Origin of the sequence: Leuconostoc pseudomesenteroides KCTC 3652 (genome assembly GCF_014634745.1) — a bacterium.
GTDB lineage: Bacteria > Bacillota > Bacilli > Lactobacillales > Lactobacillaceae > Leuconostoc > Leuconostoc pseudomesenteroides.
In genome coordinates this window covers 63121-87131 of record NZ_BMBP01000007.1, presented here as the reverse complement: position 1 = coordinate 87131, position 24011 = coordinate 63121, and the positions used below count along the sequence as shown (strand labels likewise).

Here is a 24011-nt window from a genome sequence, read left to right as displayed (position 1 = left end):
ATAGTCTGCTAAGCAGTGACTATTCACATATTAGTGTTTAATAACCACAACCGTGCAAAGTTGAGTGGTTATTTTTTTTAGAGTGTTAAATCAAAATTGGCCCCAATCAGTTGCAACACTTGGTATAAATCATAATCGTTCATGTGACCAATTAATTTTGCCTCACGTTTTACAGAATCCATTGGGATTGGTTGCAACGTATTCACCTGTCCGTATACCTTTTCATACCCAACAACATTAAATCTTGTGGGAATGTTTTTAAGCGAACTGGTAATAGGCGCTACAATGATCAAATTAGAAACCATATTGTATTTATCCGAACTAACCACTAAGCCAGGTCGACGTTTTCGAATTTCTTGACCAACAGATGGATCGAAATTAATGATAACAAAATCTCCTTGCTTAAATTTAGTCATCAATAATATCCTCAACCAGTACCTCTTGTTCGTCAATCAATTCATTTTCTTTCAACTTATCAAATGGATTACTGAGTTTTGGTGTAAAAATTAATGAATTGTTCTTTTTAATGGCTAAAAATTCTTGACCAACTGCGATACCTAATTCTGACGGTAACGTTACTGCTACTGAATTACCTTGTTTACGTGCTTTAACAATTGTCATCATACTACCTCCATATGTATAACTTAATTATACATGTATTATTAAGTATAATCAATCTCTATCGCAGCTTATACTTTTACAATTTCATTCATCATGTTATAATTGCGTATAGAAAAAGGAAGTAGCTCGAACTACTCCCTTTAACATCAATAGCCTGCTAAGCAGTGACTATTCAACTAGTTAGTTAATAACCACGACCCGCGAAGTCGAGTGGTTATTTTTTTGTTGATTTTTTATCAACTCAACAACCAATGCTAGTAAGGCAACTATAAAAGTGCCAAACATCAACATGAGCTGTAAAGCGTCTAAAACAGACACCAGGCTTTTCCTTTCCTAGAGTTCGTGTTTATAGGTTTTACACCATAAGCACCACCTCTTTTCTGTTGAAAGAATAGCCACCACTAACTTGAAGTGGACCCCAATAGTTGGACAAAATAGAATTAATTAACTAGCGGACTCAGTGGTGAGTTGTCGATATTGAACCGGCGACAGACCATTGAGTTTTTGTTTGATACGGTGATTGTTGTAATAATTGATAAAGTCATCAACGACCACTTTGAAATCATGAAATGATTCGTACTGTTTATGATGCACGATATTGGCTTTCAAAATATGGAAGAAGCTCTCAATCGGTGCATTGTCGACTGGTGTTGATTTTCGGCTCATGCTTTGCGTCATGCCAAAATCCTTTAACGTTTTAATAAACAGCGGTGTCTGATAATGGAATCCCTGATCACTATGAATAATAGCCCCACGATATTTTGACAATGATTTTAATGGCCGTATGACAAGCGCCATGGTTGGTGTTTTGGCTAAATGATACGACAGGACTTCGCCTGCATATAAATCGACGAACGCTGTCAAATAAGCTTTATTATGATCGTCCAACTGAATTTCAGTGACGTCTGTGACAATCTTTTGGTAAGGTGTGTCAGCTTGAAAGTCGCGTTTAATGACACGTTCGGCAATCCGCCCAACCGTAGCGCGATATGAATTATAGCGACGCTTACGCGTGTTATACGTGGTGCTGAGGAGTGCGTTTTGACGCATAATGCGGAGCACGCGCTTGTGGTTAACCAAATAACCTTGGTCGTGCAACAACGTTGTCACGCGACGATAACCATATTCATTTTGGAATTGGGGTGACTTAATCTGACGGATGACGTCAGCTATTTTGTGATCTGATGACGTGTTGACTGGATGCGCTTCCAGATAGTAATAGGTACTGCGTTTCAAGTCGATTAGCGTCAATAAATCATCTAATTTGAATAATTTAGTCCGCCTTAGTGACGTTACTGCCGTTTGTTTTTCTCGGTTCGTTGATCCAGTAAGGCTTTTAATTTTTCTAATATCGCCACTTTCATCTTGAGTTGATAATTCTCTTGCTTTAAGTCAGCGAGTTCTTGTTGTTCGGGTGTGAGTGGATGAATGCGCTTGCGTCCCATAGTCGGTGGTCTGCCTTTCGGTTTAGGTTTTAACCCATTGTAACCGAAAATACGGTAAGCTCTCAACCAATTAGCAATCGTCGTGCTTGGAAAAACAGCGAAATAGCGCGCAGTCTCTGTCTGTGAGTGTGTTACACGATAATTCAATACGGTCATTTTGAATTCTGGTGAATAGACTCTGTGATTTTTAGACCCAATTGATCCAGTTATCAGAAACTCATCTCGCCACTCAGAGATTGCTTGGTGACTCTTAATATCATATTTTTTGATTAACGCACGTAAACCAGTTTGACCAGACAGCCATTCTTTGACGACCGTTAGTTTAAATGCATTTGAATATTTAGACATAAGAATACCCGATAACTTTCTGAACAGATTTTTATTCTGTCCAAGTTATCGGGTTCACATCAAACTTAACTATCGACTGTTCTATTTTAACATATTAGCGATAAGCTTTTTCGGCTTGTGCCATGTCACCAGCTTTAACTGTCTGATAGGCACGTTGCATAGCAACCAATGGCTCATCAACCGTTATTTTTTCAACCCGTCCATAAATATCTTTCATGAAACACTGTCCCATGACCATATTGCCTAATTCTTTGATGTTGTCATCATTAACTGCCAAACCAACATGTTGTAAAATATCTGGCTGTTCCTTATCCTCATCAAAGGCAAATAAAACACCAAAATTATCACTTTTAACATCATGAACTGATTGTGTCACTGGAATTAACAAGTTATTGGCAGAACGTCCAATACGTGCCATTTCATTAAAAATACGACTACCAATATCAGACGTTGTAAACGTCCAAGCTTCATCAAATATTTCAACCGTTTTTTCATCATAATCCCGTGTCGCAAACGTCCGACTAAAAACCCCTAACACCGTCATCATAATCATACTTGCTACCTCAAATTCGGTGTAATCCTGTTTGGCTTTGTCGTGTCGTGGCAAAGTTAATCCTGCTGTTTCAAGAATGGTAATCCGATTGTTTAACTTCAAGCCCTCACTTTCACCATGTGAAAAGACTAGAGATAATGAGCTACGAGTAACCTTACCTGATAAAAACTTAGCTAAATGTTTCACGTCGTCATCTTCATTTTGGGCTAATTCTTCAATGACATCTAACATACCAACGGTTTCACCAGCTTGTCGCTTTTGAATAATTTTATTAATGGCAAGATCTAATTCTGTTTCCGCAATTAAGGAACCATAATCACGGTAAATTTGCTTAAAAATTTCTTGTACCGTAGCCTTTAAGCTTTCTTCACCCGACTGTGTTTGTCCCATTGTATGACGCACATCAATCACAATAAAGGGATCCAAAACACCATAATTTGTTTTATCAGAGACATCAAGCGTCACAAAACGCACATTATTCAATAATGTATATTCATCTGGATAATCTGCTTTAAAGGTCTGATCATTTAATACTGCTGAATACCATTTACGCATTTCCTGCTTAGGATCAAAGTAGATTGCTTTGGCATTTGAAAGTTGAATAATTTTCAAAATAATTTTAGTGAGGTAAGACTTTCCTCTACCTGTCTTACCCGTAATCATAATATTAGGGCTTGTTGTGCTAGTCGATCCGTCTAAAATTTCGTTGGTAATCAACGGATTAAAAAAGACCAAGCGCTTTGAACTGTCTAATGCGTCCTGAGTACTATTGGCAACTGTTTTTGGCGCACCACGTCCAATATAAAAGCCAATGTTACTACCAACTTGCTGATTGACCGCAAACAACAACTCACCGATACCCTCACTGGTCAATAATTGCACCCAATAACGGTTTTGGGACACATCAGAACCCATTAAATCGTAATAGAAAAGACGTTTTTGTTCACCAATTGGTTTCACAATAATCACGTCCATACTCTTAAAAAACTCGATTAAATTATCAACACGATCATGTAGCGTTTCAATATCTTCCGCTGATACCGTAAATGTGACTAAGGTTGAAAAAAAGTTTTTCTTTTCTGAAATGTGATCGTTTAGCACTTCGGCTATTTCAACCGTATTGTCATCTTTACTAGAAGAAAATCCCTCCGCTTGATAACGCTCTTTCACATTATTACTAGCAGTCTTTAACGATTGACCAGCACGAACCGATAAGCCATAAATACCCTCTGACTTATAATAATGAGCTTTCAAATTGATGTCGATTGGATAACTCATATTTTGTACCAAGCGGAATAAATGAAACCCTGTGATGTTTTCTGGCGTTGTCGATAACACTAATTTGGCAACATAGCGCACATTATCATCATTAACCAATTTAACGTAGCCACTCACTGCCCCGTCATCAATCACAGTATCACTTAATTTGACAATATCACGTTCTTGTCCGACTTTTCTAAAATCATGTAGCTGTCCCTGGATAAAGTTATTACGCATTAAATGAACTAATTCATCAGTGGTCAAACGCCTGGTATGATCCAAATAGCTAACTTTTTCATAAGCCTGTTTTTCACTCGGTCTAAAATAATCAAACAGTTTTTCATCAAATGGCTTTTCATAATTAAACCAACCAGCCAACTCATCTACAAAGTTATTCATAGCATTAGTGGCTTGTTTAATCACTTTACCAGAATTTTGATTATGTAATTTGATACCCAAAACAAAACGCTCAATTGTCTGTGACACACCAGTAGCCGTAATGGCACTAATTTCATCTACAATCATTTGAACAGGTGTCTCACCCATATCGGTTGCTAAAGACGGTTGCAATTCTTTATAACGATTGACTAAATCCAAATCACGATTATAAAGACGTAATTCAAAATCTTCAAAATCAGCGAGCCGATCAAATAACAGACTCAATTGTGTTTGTCGTTTAGAAATACCGGCCTCATCATTATCTGAAATACTTAGTGCTTCAATATTGAAATATGCCCAGGCTTCATTGTCCTGGGTTGATAAAATATTATCTTTCACGGCTTTAAATGGTACTGCTAGTTTCATTGATGTCTCCTTATTTTTTATTTGTTATGTACCTACAAAGTCAAAGCTTTGTAGTATCTTCAATTGACAATAGCGTTATAATATAAATCAGTTAGTTAAGTTTGTCAGCAACGCTCAAAAATATATGAAATCTTCCTTTTATGAATATATGACGTTTTCATCATCCAATGACTTAACTAACTTAACTACTGTTGTCGCATCAACAGTAGTTTTTTTAATGACATTAACTCATGTGATTATTTTCTCTATTTAGGTGTATAATCGTTTCTGTTGGGTAAGCAGCTCTCTTTTCGTTTTACAAAATATAATGCTAACTTTTCTTACCCAATTTTGACCACTGACCTCATCATCAGTGGTCTTTTTTAGTAAACAATTACTCTTCTTGTATCTTCCAACACAAAACCATTCTTAATGCGCCACCTGATTTGAATTAAACCGTTCGCATCAAAATAGCGCAATTCAAGGGTAGTTTTGAGATACGTCCACTTAATATCAGTGACATTAAGGTCATAGAGATAAGCATTATAAATCGCTTTAAATTCAGCAACTAACACTACAACTCTACATAATCGCCATGAGGTAGCTTCGCGAAATCACCACCCAAAATAAGATCATGTCCGTACTTCTTAAAGTCAAAGTAGGTCTCAATCTCATCATTGGATAGTTGACCAACACCACCACGCCTTGCGATCACTTCGTTGGCTAAGTCATCTTCATCTTCTGCCTTAATAATCATTAAATTCTCAACTTGATTATCAATTGTGTTGTCAAGTAAAACTAACCCTTGATCATATAAATCAGCTAGAGTTTTTTCATCAACACCATTTTCAACAGCTCTTTTGGCACTCACAACAATGTTATTGAGCTTAACAATCGACTCATAAGGATCTATTTTAAATGGTGCTTCATAATCACTAATCATGATTTCTTCGTTACCAGTATCTGATCCAATCGCGCCTTTTTCAGTTAAAACTTGTGTTACCCGACTAGGTGCCACTGGCAATGTAAACCACTGACCAAGAGACGGCACATTCACAGCACCAACAAATATTTTAATTTCACTAAACTTAATCATTAAAAAAACACCCCCTTTAGGTGCGAACTCATCAATTTTTAAAACGTTTGAATATCAATGCGCCTGTCATTGCCAAAACGCCTGAAACAGCACTTAAAATACCAATTGACGATTTTGCTTGTGTAGCATGTGTTTCTGGTAAAGCTTTAGCAACAGCGTCATCTAGCTTTTGCTTTGCTTCAACTACCTTATCATTGCTAGCGTCTTTATCATTAGCTGTTAGCGCTTGATTATAGGCTTCCACAGCACGGGCGACACTAGGAACACTAGCGACTTGTGTTGGGACTGACACAACGTTACCAGAGCTATCGGGTGTGACATCAACTGGTTTCACATGATTAGTTTCACCATTATCATTCTTATCAGGTGTTGTCGGTGTCAAAGGTACTGTGTTGTTATCGCTTGATGAACTCGATCCACCAGCGTTTGAATTATCTGTCCCACCATTATTTGATGATGAGCCACCTTGATCACTTGATGAATTCGATCCACCATTGTCTGATGATGAACCCCCATTATCACTTGATGAACTCGATCCACTATTATCATCTGGCAGTGTTGAACCGTTGTCATTATCATCACCTGGTGTTGGCGTTGGTGTATCAGTGCCACTATTGTCACTTGATGAATTTGAGCTACCATTATCTGATGATGAGCTTGAACCTGTGTCGCCACCTGGCAAATTACTATCATCATTATCGCAAAAATTATCACTTGATGATGTCGCACTTGCCACTGGATCAACACTGGCCGTTAAGGCGACTGCTTTTACTTGTGGCAATACAGTAGCAGTGGCTTGTACTGATTGTGCTGTACTAGTATCAGTTGTTGGTACAGTATCAGCGTTGACTGCTTGATAACCTAATGCTAAAGCACCAAGCACTGAACCTGCGATTAAAAGTTGTTTCTGCAACATGAATATTGTCTCCTAACAATTTAATATGATTGGGCTTCACACCCCATTTGGTTATATTCTGTGATAACGTCACGACCAGCAGTTAATCTAATTAGTTTTGTTTCTTAAACTTCTTGCTAATTGCACCAAGCAAACCCAGACTAGCAATACTTGCCATAATACCTAATACTGCACCGCTACCTTGCTCTTTAGCATTGGTATGTGGCAAAATACTTGCCGTCTCAACTGCCTTTGGTGTGGCTGGTGTTGCAGGCGATACTGTCTTTTCAACCTTAGGTGTCTTTGTGATGTTGTAATAATGCACCTCAACTTTTTGTACCTGTGGCTTATCAGCCGTTGGCATATCAGCTACGGTAATCTTATGAACGCTTGCCTTTGGGGCAACTGGCGCCGTTGGCTCTTGTTCATAATCAGGTGACTTTGGCGTCACATTAGTGTTTTTAATTTGCCATTCAACTTGACCATGTGTATTCCAAATCCAGTTATCATCAACTGTTAAGAATTGAATAGCCGAACTTGTCGCATTAGGTGCTAATGTAAACGTCTTGTTAATCGCAGTCGTGGTATTGATGTTCTTGGTAAAGGTTGTATTTCCGTTATGATAAACAGAGAACAGTTCCTTACCGTTCAAATCATAAACATGGAAGTTAATGTTTTGGTTAACAGCCGAGTTTTGATAATAGTTTGTATAGGTGTATGAGTACAACTCAATTGATGAAACGGTGATTGTTTCTGAACCGTCCCCATTGGCAACAACTTTCCAATTGACCTTACCCTTTAGCACACCATGACCAATCACATGCACACCGTCATTCATATCATGTTCAAGCGTGAATTCCCCTGTCTTTTGATTAACAGTAGAAGTCATAAAGGTTTTGTATTGACCACTTGATGCATCAGTTTGTGTCTTAGCACTCATACTAATTTCGGTATTAACCGCTTTTTCAAACTCTGCCACTGCCTTATCATAGGCTGCTTTTTTATCAGCGTTTGCCTTATCAACGGCTGCCTTTTTGGATTGATAATCTGCGACTTGCTTTTGATATTCAGCGGTCAAATTAGCCAAAGTTTGGGCATCTTGATTTTGTGTTGCGACACCATCCGCAATCGCTTTATTGTACAAATCAATGTTATAAGCCATTGCATCTAACATATCTTGACCCGCTAGGCCTTTCAATGACTTGTATTCTGGAGCAGTCTTTGAAACTTCAACACTAACTTCAATACCAGCCTTTTGTGTGGCATCAACCTGCTTATCTAAATCAGATGTAGACTTATCTAAATCGGCTTGCCCCTTTGCCGTGGCATCTGTTTGTTCTGTAGTTGCCGTTTGATAAGCCTGAGCGTTTGCTTGTTGTTTTGCCGTGGCATCTTTGACCGCTTGGTCTTGCTTATTCAAATCAGATAGCACTTCATTTGTTTTTGATGAAGCGTTGTCATCATTGATTGTGACATCAGTTGTCTTACCAGTGGTCACATCAACGCCAGCTTTTGAAGCTGTATCTGCGTCATTCTTAACAGTATCTTGTGCCTTATCGACACTATCTTTTGCTTGGTCTTGTGTCACACTTGAACCAGCCGTTGTCGGCACCGTGCTTTTTTCAGCAGTTGATGAAACTGTATCAGCCTTAGCCGTATCATCAGTTTTACTCTGATCAGTTGATGAAGCAGTCAATTGCACTTGCTTATCATCTTGTGCTGTATCAGTTGTTTGCACGGCTTGTGCGTCAGTGTTTGCAACTGTGTCAGCATTTACTTGTGTGGTATTAGCACTCACAGCAACACCAGCTACCGCAACAGCTCCGATTACCCACAACTTACCTGATTTGTATAACTTGTACGTCTTTGAATTTTCCATAATTTTTTATAAATAAAAAGCGCCCATTTTTGCGCTTATCCTTTCTGATTTTTAACGTCAATCATGACTTTTAGATTTTTCAACAATAATTGGTGTATCTGCCATGTGACTAGCTTCAAAATAACCAGTTGGCAAGACACGATCATGATAATAAACTGTCCGACTTAGAATTTTTTTAACACCAAATGTCACAATTGAAATAGCATACTGCACTAATCCTAAGCCGTCAGGCTTAACTCTGTTTGATAAAGAGACAATCCCAACAGGCATCGCAATATATGCGCCCACATAAACTAATTTACCTAAGTCAGAGTTAGCATGATAAAAGGCTTGCAATGGTACGTGAAAAATAAGATAAATAACAACGACTGAAGAAAAAAATATAATGGCTGGTTTCAAACTAATCCCAACAGGTAAGCTATATTCATCTGAAATTTTGCGAATGACAATATCTTGCTTCAACGCCTTTTGATAGTTATAAACTTCTGCCATATTAACCAAATATATTTTTAAAGATACCGCCAATAGAATTAAGGACAGTATCTGGACTTTTAACAACGAAGTAGACCAAACCACCAACAGCAAGGCTGACTATCATTTGTCCAATTGACCCTTTTATAAAGTGTCTGACAACTAAATACATAATACCCATTGCAATAAACGCTGATACCCAACCAGCTACTTCTGATTGAAGACCCGTAAAGCTGATAGATCCCGTGGGAATTTGAAACATAAAATTTGTTACGATTGCTTTCATCATAACCTCCTCTTAATTTAGTAGACCGCCTTGTGTATGGATCATCTTAACCACATAATAAATTGATCCCTTTGGAGAAACGGTCAAGGTAATCTGTTCTGAATGTTCAAGCTTTGTCTCGGTGTCTGTTAATGTCAAAAGATACTTAATGTTCATGCTATTCTTAGAACCTGAAACGTTGACTTGATCAATACTCTTAACGGCGTATTGTCCCTCTAGTCCCTCTGGCTCTTTCATGATTAAGGACATATCACTAGCTTTTGAACTCACATACTTCTCACTAAAGGCTTTGACAAAGGCTTGAACTTTATCACTGCTTGCCAAAGTGGCATTATTGGTATCATCTTGATCAATCTTGCCAACATGTCCGACAATATCTTGTTCGGTTGTGGCATAAGGTAACGCCAAAACAGTGTACTGCCCTGCTTTTTGAGCAAAAGGCAAATTAAAAACGCGAATCATTGTATTTTTATCGTTGCCAACTGTATAGCCAACTTGATACTGTGCAATCTTCACGTCATTTTTGGTAAACGTATTTAATAATCTGGATCCCACATACGTCTCTTTTTGTGCGTCCTGATTATCATAAATTGTGCTACTGATATTAGTGGCAAAATACTTTTTTAAGGCTTTCAAACGTTTTTGCTTATCATCATCATTATCTGACTGCGTGAAATAGGTTTGAAAAAAAACTTGTGCATAACGATTAAGACTAGGTGAATAAACACTTTGTCCCATACTAGCCTTTTCTAGCTTGTCATCATACGTTTTCATCTTAGCAATCAACTGATGATTAGTTTGGCTCACATTACTAGCTTTAATAAAAGCAATTGCACCACTCAAACCAACTAACACCAGGGCAATTTTAACAAAACGCCTAATCCACTTGCCCCGTTTTTGGACTTTGGCATAAGGTAATGATTGATCTGGTTTATCATGGGATTTCACATAACCTTTTTTTAACGCTTTTAATTTATCTAGCACAAAATTACATACCTCCGAAACGATCTACTTTTTGCGTAATGTCTTCGGCTAAATTGATGACGTTGTCCGCCACCTTTGGCAATGACTTATATTGCTTGTTCAACACAGACAAGTTACGACGTAGGCTAGCAAGGTCATCACCAATTAAATCACTCCACTTTGGATCATTTTCCATGATTTCTTTAGCCTTGTTCACAGCAGCATATAAATTACCGTCTTCAATTTTTGATAATGCCTTAAAATTAGCGACTTCTGTTGCAGTAGCGCTAAGTGCTTTTTTGAATTGTGTTCCTTGTTCTGACATCTGTGTGTCCTCCAATTTTTAACTTTTAAAAAGGTAAGTTGACCTTTTCGGCAACTGACAATAATTTCTTTTGACGCGGACTTAATTCTGCGTCGTCAATAATTTCATCTATCGTTTCTTGACCAAAATATAGGATCAAGGCTTTTAACGTTGGTGCAACTTGTGTAATAAACCAATCAAGCGAACGCGCCATAGATAAATCGACTGGTTGCGCAACATACTCAACGACACTAGCCTGTTGCAAAAAGGCACGCCATGGCGCCCATTGCTGTAACTTATCAATCTCTTTCTGCGCCATTTTATCAACGGGCACATCATAGAATCTAACGTATTCTTGAAAGTAGGCAAATAATTCGGGTCCGACTTTACGTTTTTCGACAAGGTGCTGGGCTAGTGTTTGTGCACGATCCTGCTTTAATTCAATTTCATAACGATTTTTTATGCCAATTTCTTCATGTGGAATATGTCTTTTGGTCGCCTGTTCCTTGTCTTTTTCATAAAAACGAAAGAAAACTTGACCACTGCGCGAACCAAAATACATGGTTGCACCACCTGATTGACCATTACCGATAAAGGTTGGCTCACTTCTAAATTTTTGCGTGTAGCGCTTAGCTTCAACAATCTTGTAGAGATCAAAAATATTAAAAATTCGTTCCATATCGTTAAAAGCATAATCAATTCGTGTCACATGACCACCGTTATCCAAAGCAAGGCTTAGAAAATCAAAGATATTTCTATCTTGTTGCATGAGCATGTTTTCCAAAATACGTATGCCTTGCCCTGATACCGTGATCAAACTTTCTGGCGCGTCTTTTTTGCCATACACGGTGATAAATGCTTGACCTGCAAAAGCGTAGGTAATTGAATAGCCAAAACGTCCACCGTCACGTTGAATAAATAAATCATATCCCGACTGTAAAAGCGTCTTGACTAACCATTCCGCAGTACGCATTTTAAACGAAATACTTAAATAATCCAGCCATAAGCTCATGCCGTCTGCATTCAACAACACTCTTAGCGTATGACGTTGATCTGCATTTAATAGCCTGGCAATCACCTCATCACTACGTTCAATTTTGTTGATATAAGTGGGGCGCGACACGTTCAAAAATAATGCCATTTGCGCCTGGGTTAATTCTAATTCTTGTCGAAACGCTACTAAATCAACACCCGTGGTTGTTTCATAATCTAACTTAAAATATTTCTCTGACATGTTTTACTTGTTTGTAAATAACGTCCCAAATCTGCATACGATCCATTTTTTCATCAACAGACTTTGTAGCAAACGTCATGTACCAATCACCCTCTCCTTTCTGATAGACCTGTTCTGGATCCACAATAGTCCCCAATGCAAGCGCTGGGGGTAATTTATCACCTGCAACTTGATATACCCGTGTATCAATGACATGATCGTCTAGAAAATGACCAAATAAAAACGCATAACCTGTATTATGCGTTGTGCCATATAATTCATTTGGTAAAATACCAAGATATTGATATAACAATTATCGTTTAAATAACCTCTTTTCTACTTTTATTAGATTAAATCTAATAATTAAGCAAATTTTTCATATCGTTTTATCATTATTACAGACGTTTTTACACGAATATTAAACCGCTGTAAATCAACGCCCCGTAAGAATGAGGGCTTTTTGCCTGTTGGCTTTTCTGTAAATTTACCCCCCCTATTAGTAATTTGGGGGGTTGGCGAATTTGATCAAATGATTGTACGTTATTCAGCGCACAATCGGCTACAAAGACACAACGGCACGTAATCCCCTTTTCAAACGCCACCACTCGCGCACCAGCAGAGCTGGGCGCTTCCTTTTCCACAGCAGAGCTGTTCCATGGCTGAAAAGGGTCAACGTGCTGTAAGTGCTTTGCTTAACGCCTCATGCACCCCGACTGCCTACAATCACTAAATCAAATTAGACCTGCCAAATGACTAATAGGATTATTCATTAAAAAAATCTATTCATGATAAAATAGACCTGTTAGACATAGATTAACCCTTTCAAACTTTCAAAAACATGCGTCCACAAAACGCTAATTAAAGTTAAGAAAGGTGGTAATCTATATGTCATACAACAAAAAGCTTTTACGTTGTTACCGTTGTGGCAATATTATGTCGCGCCACAATGGTTGGGTTATCTGTCATAATCGGCATTGCAACTGCGGAAAACTAAGACATTCCCTCTACAATATACAAAGAAAATGAACATAGAATTGTCTAACCAAACACCTGTGAGGTGTTTTTTCTATACATTTAACTCAATATATTTAGCACTTTTACTATCCAAAAAGTCCTTAATCTCACCCATTGGATCAACTGGACTAGCTGGATATTGCTGACCTAATTCATCAAAATACTTAAACGGCACAAAGTCTTTAGGAATAACAGGCGCAAAAAATGATCTAGCTTGCCCTGGTGTCATAGCTAAATAACCCCAACCCTTTAAATTTTTTGAGAGTTCCTTAAACTGCACTTCGTCAACATCATCAGGGAACATCATAGACAGTCCACTAGATTTCATCTTACCAAGTGCCACACGGAACTGGAATTGATCACGAGACGCACTACCAATCGTATCAGCCGTTGGTTTCTGCATAGCAATCGCTACAAAGTAACCTAATTGACGACCTAACATAGTGATTTGTCCCAAAATTTGCTGTATCGCTTCACTTTCGTTATATTTCAGACCAGAAACAAACGCACCAAATTCATCAAAAACAAAAAAATGTGGTTTCAAACCATACTTACGATAGTTGCCAACATTTTCTTCTAAATTATCATTCAATAGATCATGATATTCACGACCACGCTTAATCATTTCAAGATAAAAACGATAAAATGATTTTAGAATACGATCACGACCATAAGTGACACGATATTTGAGTGAAGCTGTTTTACCAAGCACTGATAAATCAGTCTCTTTTGGATCCGCAACATCAACAATCGCACCACTTTTAATCAGACCATTCAACAAACTAAACAAAAAGAATGATTTACCAGAACCCGTATCACCAGAAATAAGTGCCTGGGGATATTTTTCATAATCCCAAACCACCCCTTTCATAATTTCAATCGTATGATCTGTTATGGTCATGTCAGATAAGCCTAAGCGTAATCCCAACGGATTAGAAATAAAGTCAAATGACTTAAACCCAAAAATATCGTTCGTCCCCACACCATCAGCAAACAACATAGCCGACATAGGTTGTGAAATACGTCGATCACGAAAACGATCTTGATACTTTTGTCCGTCCATTGGTAAATAGATTGAAAAACCAACCTTACCATTATTTTTTAAACTTACTTTTGGCAACTTAATTTTTTGTTTTACCAATGCCAACCACCTTTCTCACCACCCAAATTGAAACTCAAATGGTGCTCTTTGTCATCAACTTCCTTGGCCAAATAATATTGATTAGCAATTAGCCAATTAGATAAGCGTTCTAAACGAAAAACAGTCGCCCAAAAGCCTTGAAATTGATAAGTCTTCCAATACCAATAACTTGCACCAAGCACTAAGACAACCATAGCAATCAAAGTTAAATAAAGACCTGGTAACAAACTATTAACGAAAGCCAACCAATCAACTTGTGTGACCAATGTTTTTATAAAACTAATTAAGCCTTTACTAGGTGGCATGATAGCAAGTAACCGAAAAACAATCGTGATCAAAAATACGACCACTGGCACAAGACCAATTGCAATAAAAACATCACGTCTTAAATGCCTATGCCAATAACGAACACGGAAACCACGGGGAAATAATTTACTCATTGATTAACCCCTTTCCTGCCATTACTTAGTTTTTGCTTCAGAAGGCTTAGCAGTTGTTTGTGCCTTATTATCAGTAGTTGCCTTTGAAATACCACTAGCAGAGAAGAACAAAACATCTTGATCTGGATCATCATTGGTTGAACCGTCAAATAATGACACAACCAAATTTTCAAATTCAACCTTATCAAATGGCTTAAGGGCACCCTCTGGGAATACGCCCACAGGAACACGAACTGTTAATGCCTTACCATTTTCATCACTCACACGAACATCTTTAGCAATCAAATCACCAACACGGGAACCACGATCTTGTTGTTCCTGATAATTCAAAGCCTCAAAGACATCACGAGTGGCACCATACATGAATGGACCCGTAAAGAAATCTGTATCAACAACAGGGAAATACTCACCCTTAACCACAACCATAGTACGGGCTGACTCATTCGCCCAGGTAGTAGCTACTGCTTCATTCTCTTTTTTAATAACAGCAGTCAAACCAGAAACCTTAGTACGTGAACCACTAATTGGCACCAAATCTAGTGTCATATTCTCAAACTTCACAGCATCTTTTGGTTTCAAACCCTCTGGCAACTTACCAACTGGTGTAACAGTCAAGGCATCAGCGTCAGAACCTTCAATCAAAAACTGTGGTCGTCCATTATCAGGTGTTCCTAAATACAAAAACTTCAAGTTACCCTTATCAGGTAACAACTTCAACATCTTACTCATAAAAATTAAAACTCGCTTTCTTAATCAAAATAAAAAGAACACTTTAGATTAAACAATCAAAATGTTCTTAGCAACAATACATTAAATTTTAGTCTCAACCAACACATGAAACGCATACTTACCAGCCAATGGCTTTAAATCAGCTAACAATTCTGCATGTTCCCTTGATGTCATGAGACGTTGATAATCACTACGTACGACGAGAACAAATTTTTGTTTGTCATCATCCATCATTATCGTCCTTTCTTTCACTAAACTCCATCATCAAAAAACTTATTATCTTATAAAAATTAAAATCAAAAATGTAACTATACTTTGATCTTGAGCTACAAATTGCACGCTCCACATTCACACTGCTTCATGGCACACTAAATAAACCTAAAATCGAATAAAACCTTATTCTCGGACACCATTGATATTCTATTTATCTCATTGTCCTTGGATCCCCTGACATCAACCAGACGATTACGGTGTTTTAATAGTGCAACGTCAGAACTCAAATCAAAGTAACGCTGCGACCCGAAATCAATCGACCCTCCGTAACTATCGCTACAATTTCAACAATAACTTGCCATGTTTAACCTTAATTTTTAACAAATTATTGTTTTTTCCATCAAAAACCGTTATGCTAAAGGTGCAAACTTTTAAACGAATGATGGTTATCTTTGTAACTTGATATTCAATTATTTGGGGACACTTATGTGTCCTTTTTTATTTCACAATTAAACTTGTGATTCTACTAGTTACAAAATTTAATGATAATACTCAATGTGATCTTCTAACCATTTTTTTACCGCTGCCTTAGGATAGACAGTTGATTTAACACCGGTGGCTGCATCTTCTATCTCAATGTGCGGTAACCGATATCTAATACGAGAAAAATACGTTCTACCAAGACCAGTTTCTGCGGCAGCTTGGCTATCAGATTTCCATACAATCACATCATTTTGACGATGAAGCTTGTCAAGTTCTGTTATTTGTTGAGAAAACAATTTTTCCATATTATCTATTACATCATTTAATTCAACTTCAGCCATAAAATACCTTGCTATCTCAATGGATTACTACTTCCTAACTTTCTATATACTGTATGACCGGGTCTTTATTACGATTAAACCGTTTTCCAGAACAAAAAATAAGCTCATCATAACTAACATTAAAATATTTCTCAATATTCCTAAGTACAGCTGTACTGGGAACAGTTCTCCCCTGTTCATAATTTTGCCAAGTTCGTTTAGAAATACCAGCAATTCGAGCCATTTCACGTTGGTTTAGATTAAAGTTAGCTCGAAGAGCTTTCAACGTTACCTTCATGTCTCCTCCTTTCTGAACAACTTTATTTTATTACGGTTAAATCGTAATGTCAATAGAAAATAATGAACGAGACTAGTTTGGTTTGATTTATTTACGGTTTGGCCGTATAATATTAATATAAAATCACTTGAAAGGTCAACGTTATGAGCTCATTAGGCAATAAAAAAATTATGTCGCAAAATATTTCTCGACTAATGAAATCAAAGGGTGTGACACGCAACAAAATGTCCGACGATTTAGCAATTAGTTACACAACACTGACTGACTGGATAAAAGGCAATACTTATCCGCGAATTGATAAAATTGAAATGATGTCAAACTATTTTGGTGTGCCAAAATCAACCCTTATCGAATCCGAAAGTTCGTTAAATATTAGTGATAAGGTAAATGCCATTTTAGCCAACCTCTCTATTACCCGCCAAAAAAAGGTATTAGCTTATAGCGAGCACCAATACCAACTACAAAATAGTCAACCACGACTTTTTAAGCGTCCGAAACAAGATATTGAACTATACGGTGCCGTCTCTGCTGGCACAGGAGAATATTTGAGTGACGAATATCGAGAAACCATCTCATATGACGGTATCGTACCTGATCATGATTATGCAGTTATCGTCAATGGTGATTCGATGTTACCCTTATTTGAAGACAAGCAGATAATTTTTGTCAAAAAAAGAACCGATATTCGCTCAGGACAAATTGTTATTGCAAACTATGATCAGCAAGCTTATGTCAAAAAGTTTGTTAGTGATGATAGTGGCGCACGGTTTGTTTCACTCAATAAAAAATATGATGATATGCCCATTAATGCCAACCATGAAACATCAATTTTTGGAGTGGTCGTTCTTTAAAAACAAAAGCTTAAAAATATTCTAATATTATCTTTAATTTATCTCGATATTAGTCCACATGGTCATGACTATAAACTGCCCTACTTCCTAGTTAAACACCTTGCTATCGTTTAAAATACAGGAAGGATAACAAAAAATGAGGTACACATATAAGAAAGAACGACGAGACCCACAAATACAAAGCTATATAACTACACAAGGCAAAAAATGGCGAATAAAATTTTCAATTACCGCACGCAACCAAAAGAAATTCATTGAAAAAAACGGTTTTAGATCTTTTGACGAAGCTAGGGCGGCTAAACAAGATCTCTTAAATCAAGTTTCAACAAATTTTAATAATAAAAACATCACCGTATACGCATATTTCAACCAATACTGCCAGGAAAAAATTGACAATGGTTCTTGGCGTTATACAACATATAAACAAAGTACTTATATGTTTGAAAAAAACGTATTTCCTACGTGGGGAGAGTTTAAATTAAAGGACGTAACACGTCTAGACTATCAATCATGGATTACTAAGTACGCAAAAACAAAAAGATATTCAAAAAATTACATGCGCTTACTTAACGGTCTTGTTGCAGGAGTATTTACTGATGCAGTTCTAAATGATGTAATAAGCAAAAGTCCTATACAAAAAATAAAAGTATCTGGCTCGCCCTCCAGGGACACTTCGATTACACGTTCAGAATTTAACACTGTCTTCAATTTCATTAAAGATTCAGAAAGATTAACACTCCAACAAAGAACAATGGCTTTGTTAACACTTATTGGACTACGTCACGAAGAGATTATGGGGATAAGAGTTAAGTATGTCAAACAAAACATGTTAGGCATTTTTGAAACTATCAATATACATGGACAAGTTTCCACACCAAAAACCTCCTCATCAAATCGTTGGGTCCCAATGCCGCCGATTATTGAAGAACACCTACAGCGATGCATTCAACAGTCGAAGTTGGTATATGCATCGAACAACTTGATTATGTCAAAAAATGATCTGATATTTGTCAATCATTTAGCAAAACAAGTACGATACTCTGAGCTATCAACAATATTCAAAATCATAAGTCACGAAACGAATATACATGTTTGGCCACACAAAATGAGACATGCATTTTCAACCATAGCTTTCGGTATACCCGGATTGAATCCTAAAGACATCGCAAACATTCTGGGCCATTCAAAAATTGATATGTCATTGTATTATAATAACGGTACTAAAGAAGGGCAAACAGACGCAATGGAAAAAATCATAAGCCTCTTCTAGCTCCCAACTTTTCCCCAACTATGTATGAAATATATATACAATTTAGTCAGTATATTAAATTAAAAACGTGATAAAGCCGCAGTATTATACAGTATATATGCTGTTTGCTTAAAACTTTATTATTATACCATCTCTTGACATTACTGCCAAAAACGACCTGCCAAAAATTTTCCAGAACAAGGACCGTACAACAGAAATAGCTTTTAACTACCAAAGAATTTTTCTGGCATATGTATGTCTCGGACAATTCCTACAACCTCCTAATACTAATTTTTGAATCAATCAAAAAAAGTTGACGATTATCACCATGGAGAATAATCGTCAACTTTTAATGTTAATAAGCATCTAATTATAAGAGCAACTTAATCGAAGTGAATGCTGTGGTTTTATAATAATCCACAGTCATTTTTGCCAAAATTTATTACCAATCAAAACACTGACACCCATGCCGCCCGCAACGCACAATGTAATAATCCCTAGAGCCGGCCGATGCAAACGGTTTAAACTATTTAATAAACGTGATACCAAAATGGCACCTGTTGCCCCATAAGGATGACCATACGCTAGTGCACCACCCAAAGGATTCAGTTGCTTCTCTGAAATGCCGAGTTGATCACAACATAGTATGGCTTGCACTGCAAATGCTTCGTTCAGCTCAACTACATCAATATCAGATATGGTTAGATGAAGCTGTGATAATAGCTTTTTTGTCGCCATTATGGGAGCAATTATAAACTCATTGGGGGCAACACCTACTGTAGCATGATCTAAATAATACCCTTGCGCATCTTTTACTTGATGACAGTCGCTTAAAAATGTTGCAGCTGCTCCATCATTGATTGGACAGCTATTACCCGCTGTCACTGTCCCATGTTCTCGAAAAGCCGATTTAAGTTGAGCCAATTGTTCCACGGAAGTATTAAAACGTGGACATTGGTCTTGATCAACTATGTGTTGATCAAGATCAAAAGGTATAATTTCTTGAATTATTTCTTTTCGTTCAAATGCTTTTTTAGCTTTCATGTGACTTTTGTAGGCGTATTCATCTTGCATGTTTCTTGAAATATGGTATTTTTCACCCATATTTTCTGCAATAATACCCATGTCTAAATCTAATTGCCCTTTGGGCACCATAGGAAAGCGCTGCATTCGCTTATTTGTCTGACTATCTATAATAGGGTTGGCAGTTGATGTACTTTCAACTCCACCTGCCAAAACAAATCTTGCATCCCCACTAACAATACTTTGAACGCCAGATATCACAGCCATCAATCCAGATGCACATTGACAATCAATAGTATAGGCCGGTGTGGCAACTGGTAATTGTGCTGCTAAAGCGCACCTTCGGGCCAAATTACCGCCTAAATTAGTAACGTTACCTAAAATGACTTGATCAATCTCTTTCTTTGACCAATGAGGGACGGTTGCTATTTACTGTTGGATCAATTGTGAAAATAGCTCTTCTGGTGTTTTGTTGACATAAATGCCGTTAATTTTTCCTATTGGCAATCTTTTAGCGCTAACAATAACCGCTTTTGGTACTATTTTTCTCATTGAATTTTTCCTTGTTCATATAAATATAGTATTTGTTGTCTAGAAATCTTATTATTGTCAGTTTTTGGAATTTTATCAACACTAATATATTTTGAAGGTAATTTATATGCTGGTAAAACATTAGCTAAAATTTTATCTAATTTTTCTGTGTCTATTAAATGAGTTGTCGTCATCACAATAATATTTTCACCGTAAATCACATTAGGCGCGCCAAAAACAACTACTTCATTTAAATATTTTTGTAAATACTTTTCAATTTCACTAGGATAAACTTTATTACCACCGTGATTAATAACATCACTTTTTCGCGCGTGAATGAATAACAGATTGTTTTGTAAAGTCCCAACATCGTCTGTAATGACCGAATTCCGAAAATCATCACCAATATATCCACTAAATAAATAAGGACTTTGCACTATTAATTCTTCGTTGTTGGTAAAACTAACATTTACATCAGGAAACAATTGTCCTACACAGCCATCTTTCTTACCACGATTAAGCAACTGCCAAGCAACTAGGCTCGTTTCTGAAGAGCCATACAATTCATATAATTTAATTTGTGGATGTTGTGCCCGCCATTTTGCTACCAATTGATTCGATATTTCGCCACCACAAGACACAACACCCAAAATATTATAATAGTTAAGCTCATATTTAATTCCAGACGACAAATAGGTAGGCACAGTGAAAAGCAACGTTTTTATGCCACTTGTTTGCTTTGATGACTTATTAAAAATTTGGAAGGCTTTTCCCAAGTATAAACTCAACAGTAGTGTGTGCATTCCAAGTGATGTTGACATTGGACTTGTGGTTGTCAGAAAACAATACTCATCTAGTTTATATATTTCATTACAAATTTCAAAACCTCGTTGCCAAGATTGCCAATTCCGTTGATAAATTTTTGGTGTTCCAGTAGTACCAGATGTTGCCCCACAAAATAAATAGTTATTATCATTATATTGTTGGTCATTATCATTGTTATCATGATCTGTTATAAATTGCCATTGATTTGCCACTCTAAGCAGTATTTTATCGATTCTATCTACATCATGTTTACTAATTACAACAGGCACACGTTTAGCGTAGTGGGTAGCAATAAATTGAGCAATAAATAACAGGCTTTCATCAGCAATTAAGACAATGTATTTTTTTTTAAAAGAATATTGTTTTAGCAATTCACGAGCATATTGAGCCAATTCGTCATAATTAAATTTTTCCCCTTCCACAATAACAGCTGTTTTGGTGCCATAATTCGACACCAGTTCGTCAAAATCAAAATACATGAATTAATCATCCTCTTTTTATAGCAGGTTATCAAAAAATGATGATTTGTGCAAATATGGTAGTGTATCATTATAGTATTGATAGAAATGAGCCGATTCGAAGTAATCGACCGCCGGCTTTTTCTCTACGTCATTTATAGCCTTTATCAGCTTATTTTGAAGCATAATCCATTCGCACAACCAAGCACAAGCGCATCTCGATTTAAATAACGTAATACTGAATTATTGCAGTTATCTGCGGACAATTACGTTCGTGTAAATCCTAAAACAAACGAAAAAGGAATAATTTAATCTATTTCTTTTCATCATCTTGGCGTGCTTCTTCGATCAAGTAAGCTATTAAACCTGTAACACTCATGCCTTTAAAATCAGCATATTTCTTTGCTCAAGCCATTGTATCATCTTATTCACTTAAAATAGTTACGCTGATGATTCATCTCCTTTTGTAATGATTACATTTGTAGTTAGCTCGAATTCGGTATAACCCTGTTTGGTATTGTCAAGAATTGACACACGATTGTTGAATATTAGGTCCTTAATTACTGCACTAAAAAAACGCCAGTAGGCGTTTTTTTAATCAATCAAATTGTTTGAGGTAATCTTTATAACCTTCTTCGTCAACGACCCAATCAAGTTCACCGATATATTCAGCATTAGGATCGTGATAAGCAAATTCATGTTTGAACTTATAAAGCCCATCAGAAACATCAAATTCACCAATGCCACCAAAATCATATTCGACTTTGCCCAGCGACAATCCCCATTTAAGCATCTCATATTGAATGGCAGCGGGTGCGTTATGTTTGCCAAATTCGCGATAAGAACCGGCATACATGTACCAAATTTCATCACCATAAGCAAAGCCTAAACCACCAGCAATCACTTGTCCTTCAAAATGAGCCAAGTAGACACGGAATAATCCTGTCCCTGCCCACAATTTTTGCATACGAAGGAAGTAGTCTAATGGTCTGTGGGTAATACCATGGTTTTTTGCCATTGCCACGTAGGTATCAAATAACGCCCGAACGTCATCTTCACTATCACCAAATGTAATTGTCACACCATCGCGAAATGCACGTCTGATATCATTACGAAGTTTAGGTTTGAAATGTAACATCAATTCATCTTCATTGGTAATTGGCGTAGCACCTTCACCACGACCATCGTAGTATAAGACGACATTCTTGCGTGGTTGAATATTGCCATGCATGTGTGTAACCTGCGTATTACGCGTTTGGAAACCTGCATCAAGATATTTTTGATTCAACTCATCAGAATACTGTACCTCAGGGTCCATTCTCAACAAGAAGACATTATCTGGTAAGGCTGCTAAAGCTTCCTTAATCAACTCCTTAATTAAATCAACATCTTCGATATCGGCAACCGGTCCACGTCCAGCATAAGCTAAAACTTTACCAGGGACGGCCTCAACTGTTAGCACTGACATAACTGCATCAATTTGACCATCTGTTTCATGATAAACATACACGTGGTTCCAGTTTGCTTTCAATTCACCCCATAGTGGATCTTGTGTGACTTGTCCTCTTGGATTTTCACGCACAAACTTTTGATATGCTGAGACTTTTGCTTGATCATCTAAATTTAAAATTGTCATTTAACTTATAATCCTGTCGTAATTGAACCGTAATTTTCAATGAAGTAAACCAACGTTTGCAATTCGTTGGTTAAGTCAACGTTTTGAACACGAACGTTGGCAGGTACTGTGACACGTAAAGGCGTAAAATTCAAAATACCTTTAACGCCGGCACTCACTAATTGATCTGTAATATCTTGAGCAACACCTTGTGGCACGGTTAAAATCGCAATGTTAATGCGCTGTGCACTAATCTGTTCCTTCAATTCACTCATTTTATAAATTGGAACACCGGCTAAAATAGTGCCTGTTCGCTTTTCATCAGCATCAAAGGCAGCAGAAATGCGCATATTTGACGATTGATGGAAGTTAAAGTTAAGTAAGGCTTGTCCCAAATTTCCAGCACCAATCAAAGCAACGTTAATCAAACTATCTTGGTCCAAAACATTGGCAAAAAAGTCTAGTAACGCTTTAACTTCATATCCATAACCTCTTTTACCTAGTGCACCAAAATAAGAAAAATCACGACGAATTGTCGCAGCATCGAACTTAATGGCATCACTTAATTCTGATGATGAAATACGATCTGTACCAGCATCATGTAAGAAAGTTAGATAACGAAAATAAATTGGTAACCGCTTAGCGGTTGCGCGTGGTATTTTTGGTTGTTGCGTCATAATATATCTCCAGTAATTTCACTTGTG

28 protein-coding genes are annotated in these 24011 nt (G+C 37.1%); 2 read left to right on the top strand and 26 right to left on the bottom strand.

Translation table 11 applies throughout. The features are described from left to right. Positions 1 to 77: 77 nt before the first annotated feature. The 21 genes from IEU65_RS07680 to IEU65_RS07580 all read right to left on the bottom strand — a co-directional run bounded on the left by IEU65_RS07680 (position 78) and on the right by IEU65_RS07580 (position 16755). Positions 78 to 416, bottom strand: a complete 339-nt coding sequence (locus IEU65_RS07680; protein WP_010278018.1) for a type II toxin-antitoxin system PemK/MazF family toxin — start codon at positions 414 to 416, stop codon at positions 78 to 80. Beyond that, a complete protein-coding gene (mazE, locus tag IEU65_RS07675; RefSeq protein WP_010278021.1) occupies positions 409 to 621 on the bottom strand; it encodes a type II toxin-antitoxin system PemI/MazE family antitoxin in 213 nt (70 codons plus the stop codon). The genes IEU65_RS07680 and mazE overlap by 8 nt, the downstream gene beginning before the upstream one ends. A 180-nt stretch (positions 622 to 801) precedes the next feature. Beyond that, on the bottom strand, positions 802 to 939 hold the full coding sequence (locus IEU65_RS10545) for a putative holin-like toxin (RefSeq protein WP_010278024.1): 138 nt from the start codon (positions 937 to 939) through the stop codon (positions 802 to 804). 126 nt (positions 940 to 1065) lie between these two features. Beyond that, positions 1066 to 1962, bottom strand: coding sequence for an IS3 family transposase (locus tag IEU65_RS07665; protein ID WP_242455655.1), 897 nt, complete (start codon positions 1960 to 1962; stop codon positions 1066 to 1068). Beyond that, the gene (locus IEU65_RS07660; protein ID WP_010278029.1) at positions 1914 to 2414 is read right to left on the bottom strand and encodes a helix-turn-helix domain-containing protein; all 501 of its coding nucleotides are present in this window, start codon (positions 2412 to 2414) and stop codon (positions 1914 to 1916) included. Before IEU65_RS07660 ends, IEU65_RS07665 begins: the two co-directional genes overlap by 49 nt. Before the next feature lie 94 nt (positions 2415 to 2508). Further along, the gene (locus IEU65_RS07655) at positions 2509 to 5031 is read right to left on the bottom strand and encodes an ATP-binding protein (protein WP_010278031.1); all 2523 of its coding nucleotides are present in this window, start codon (positions 5029 to 5031) and stop codon (positions 2509 to 2511) included. A 553-nt stretch (positions 5032 to 5584) separates the two neighbouring features. Beyond that, positions 5585 to 6106: an antirestriction protein ArdA gene (locus IEU65_RS07650; protein WP_010278034.1), complete on the bottom strand. Its 522-nt coding sequence runs from the start codon at positions 6104 to 6106 to the stop codon at positions 5585 to 5587. Positions 6107 to 6137: 31 nt separating this feature from the next. Beyond that, a complete protein-coding gene (uasX, locus tag IEU65_RS07645; protein WP_031940988.1) occupies positions 6138 to 7019 on the bottom strand; it encodes a serine-rich aggregation substance UasX in 882 nt (293 codons plus the stop codon). A gap of 94 nt (positions 7020 to 7113) precedes the next feature. Then, positions 7114 to 8880, bottom strand: coding sequence for a KxYKxGKxW signal peptide domain-containing protein (locus IEU65_RS07640; protein WP_010278039.1), 1767 nt, complete (start codon positions 8878 to 8880; stop codon positions 7114 to 7116). Between the two features lie 57 nt (positions 8881 to 8937). Beyond that, positions 8938 to 9372 carry a TcpE family conjugal transfer membrane protein gene (locus IEU65_RS07635; protein ID WP_188352239.1) on the bottom strand — a complete coding sequence of 145 codons (435 nt, stop codon included), beginning with the start codon at positions 9370 to 9372 and terminating at the stop codon, positions 8938 to 8940. Position 9373: 1 nt separating this feature from the next. After that, complete coding sequence (locus tag IEU65_RS07630) at positions 9374 to 9637, bottom strand: TcpD family membrane protein (RefSeq protein WP_031940989.1); 264 nt, start codon at positions 9635 to 9637, stop codon at positions 9374 to 9376. A 12-nt stretch (positions 9638 to 9649) separates the two neighbouring features. After that, on the bottom strand, positions 9650 to 10621 hold the full coding sequence (locus tag IEU65_RS07625) for a conjugal transfer protein (RefSeq protein ID WP_010278045.1): 972 nt from the start codon (positions 10619 to 10621) through the stop codon (positions 9650 to 9652). 4 nt (positions 10622 to 10625) lie between these two features. Beyond that, a complete protein-coding gene (locus tag IEU65_RS07620) occupies positions 10626 to 10925 on the bottom strand; it encodes a hypothetical protein (protein ID WP_010278047.1) in 300 nt (99 codons plus the stop codon). Positions 10926 to 10950: 25 nt separating this feature from the next. Next, positions 10951 to 12138, bottom strand: coding sequence for a replication initiation factor domain-containing protein (locus tag IEU65_RS07615; RefSeq protein WP_010278049.1), 1188 nt, complete (start codon positions 12136 to 12138; stop codon positions 10951 to 10953). Beyond that, positions 12119 to 12430 (bottom strand): hypothetical protein, encoded by a 312-nt coding sequence (locus tag IEU65_RS07610; RefSeq protein WP_010278051.1) that lies wholly within the window; start codon positions 12428 to 12430, stop codon positions 12119 to 12121. The genes IEU65_RS07615 and IEU65_RS07610 overlap by 20 nt, the downstream gene beginning before the upstream one ends. A 753-nt stretch (positions 12431 to 13183) precedes the next feature. Continuing rightward, the gene (locus tag IEU65_RS07605; RefSeq protein WP_168441530.1) at positions 13184 to 14272 is read right to left on the bottom strand and encodes a P-loop NTPase family protein; all 1089 of its coding nucleotides are present in this window, start codon (positions 14270 to 14272) and stop codon (positions 13184 to 13186) included. Beyond that, positions 14266 to 14712, bottom strand: coding sequence for a hypothetical protein (locus tag IEU65_RS07600; RefSeq protein ID WP_010278060.1), 447 nt, complete (start codon positions 14710 to 14712; stop codon positions 14266 to 14268). The genes IEU65_RS07605 and IEU65_RS07600 overlap by 7 nt, the downstream gene beginning before the upstream one ends. 21 nt (positions 14713 to 14733) lie before the next feature. Then, positions 14734 to 15441 (bottom strand): hypothetical protein, encoded by a 708-nt coding sequence (locus tag IEU65_RS07595; protein WP_031940991.1) that lies wholly within the window; start codon positions 15439 to 15441, stop codon positions 14734 to 14736. Between the two features lie 81 nt (positions 15442 to 15522). Then, entirely contained in the window at positions 15523 to 15672 is a 150-nt protein-coding gene (locus IEU65_RS07590; RefSeq protein ID WP_010278065.1) for a hypothetical protein, read from the bottom strand. Between the two features lie 521 nt (positions 15673 to 16193). Further along, positions 16194 to 16478 (bottom strand): hypothetical protein, encoded by a 285-nt coding sequence (locus IEU65_RS07585; RefSeq protein ID WP_010278066.1) that lies wholly within the window; start codon positions 16476 to 16478, stop codon positions 16194 to 16196. 34 nt (positions 16479 to 16512) lie between these two features. After that, positions 16513 to 16755 (bottom strand): helix-turn-helix domain-containing protein, encoded by a 243-nt coding sequence (locus tag IEU65_RS07580; protein WP_010278068.1) that lies wholly within the window; start codon positions 16753 to 16755, stop codon positions 16513 to 16515. 143 nt (positions 16756 to 16898) lie between these two features. Between IEU65_RS07580 and IEU65_RS07575 the strand changes: the two genes are divergently transcribed. Further along, positions 16899 to 17606 (top strand): S24 family peptidase, encoded by a 708-nt coding sequence (locus tag IEU65_RS07575; protein WP_010278070.1) that lies wholly within the window; start codon positions 16899 to 16901, stop codon positions 17604 to 17606. Between the two features lie 136 nt (positions 17607 to 17742). Then, on the top strand, positions 17743 to 18876 hold the full coding sequence (locus tag IEU65_RS07570) for a tyrosine-type recombinase/integrase (RefSeq protein ID WP_010278071.1): 1134 nt from the start codon (positions 17743 to 17745) through the stop codon (positions 18874 to 18876). Positions 18877 to 19278: 402 nt separating this feature from the next. Here IEU65_RS07570 and IEU65_RS07565 read toward each other — a convergent pair whose 3' ends face one another. From IEU65_RS07565 to IEU65_RS07550, 5 genes are all read right to left on the bottom strand, one after another. Then, positions 19279 to 20274: a thiolase family protein gene (locus IEU65_RS07565; protein ID WP_277950319.1), complete on the bottom strand. Its 996-nt coding sequence runs from the start codon at positions 20272 to 20274 to the stop codon at positions 19279 to 19281. Between the two features lie 33 nt (positions 20275 to 20307). Continuing rightward, positions 20308 to 20430: a hypothetical protein gene (locus tag IEU65_RS10470; protein WP_010278076.1), complete on the bottom strand. Its 123-nt coding sequence runs from the start codon at positions 20428 to 20430 to the stop codon at positions 20308 to 20310. Beyond that, the gene (locus tag IEU65_RS07560) at positions 20427 to 21713 is read right to left on the bottom strand and encodes an AMP-binding protein (protein WP_147651189.1); all 1287 of its coding nucleotides are present in this window, start codon (positions 21711 to 21713) and stop codon (positions 20427 to 20429) included. Before IEU65_RS07560 ends, IEU65_RS10470 begins: the two co-directional genes overlap by 4 nt. 577 nt (positions 21714 to 22290) lie before the next feature. Continuing rightward, positions 22291 to 23328, bottom strand: a complete 1038-nt coding sequence (locus IEU65_RS07555; RefSeq protein WP_010278082.1) for a lipid II:glycine glycyltransferase FemX — start codon at positions 23326 to 23328, stop codon at positions 22291 to 22293. A gap of 5 nt (positions 23329 to 23333) precedes the next feature. Next, positions 23334 to 23984, bottom strand: a complete 651-nt coding sequence (locus IEU65_RS07550) for a redox-sensing transcriptional repressor Rex (protein ID WP_004914549.1) — start codon at positions 23982 to 23984, stop codon at positions 23334 to 23336. Positions 23985 to 24011 lie beyond the last annotated feature (27 nt).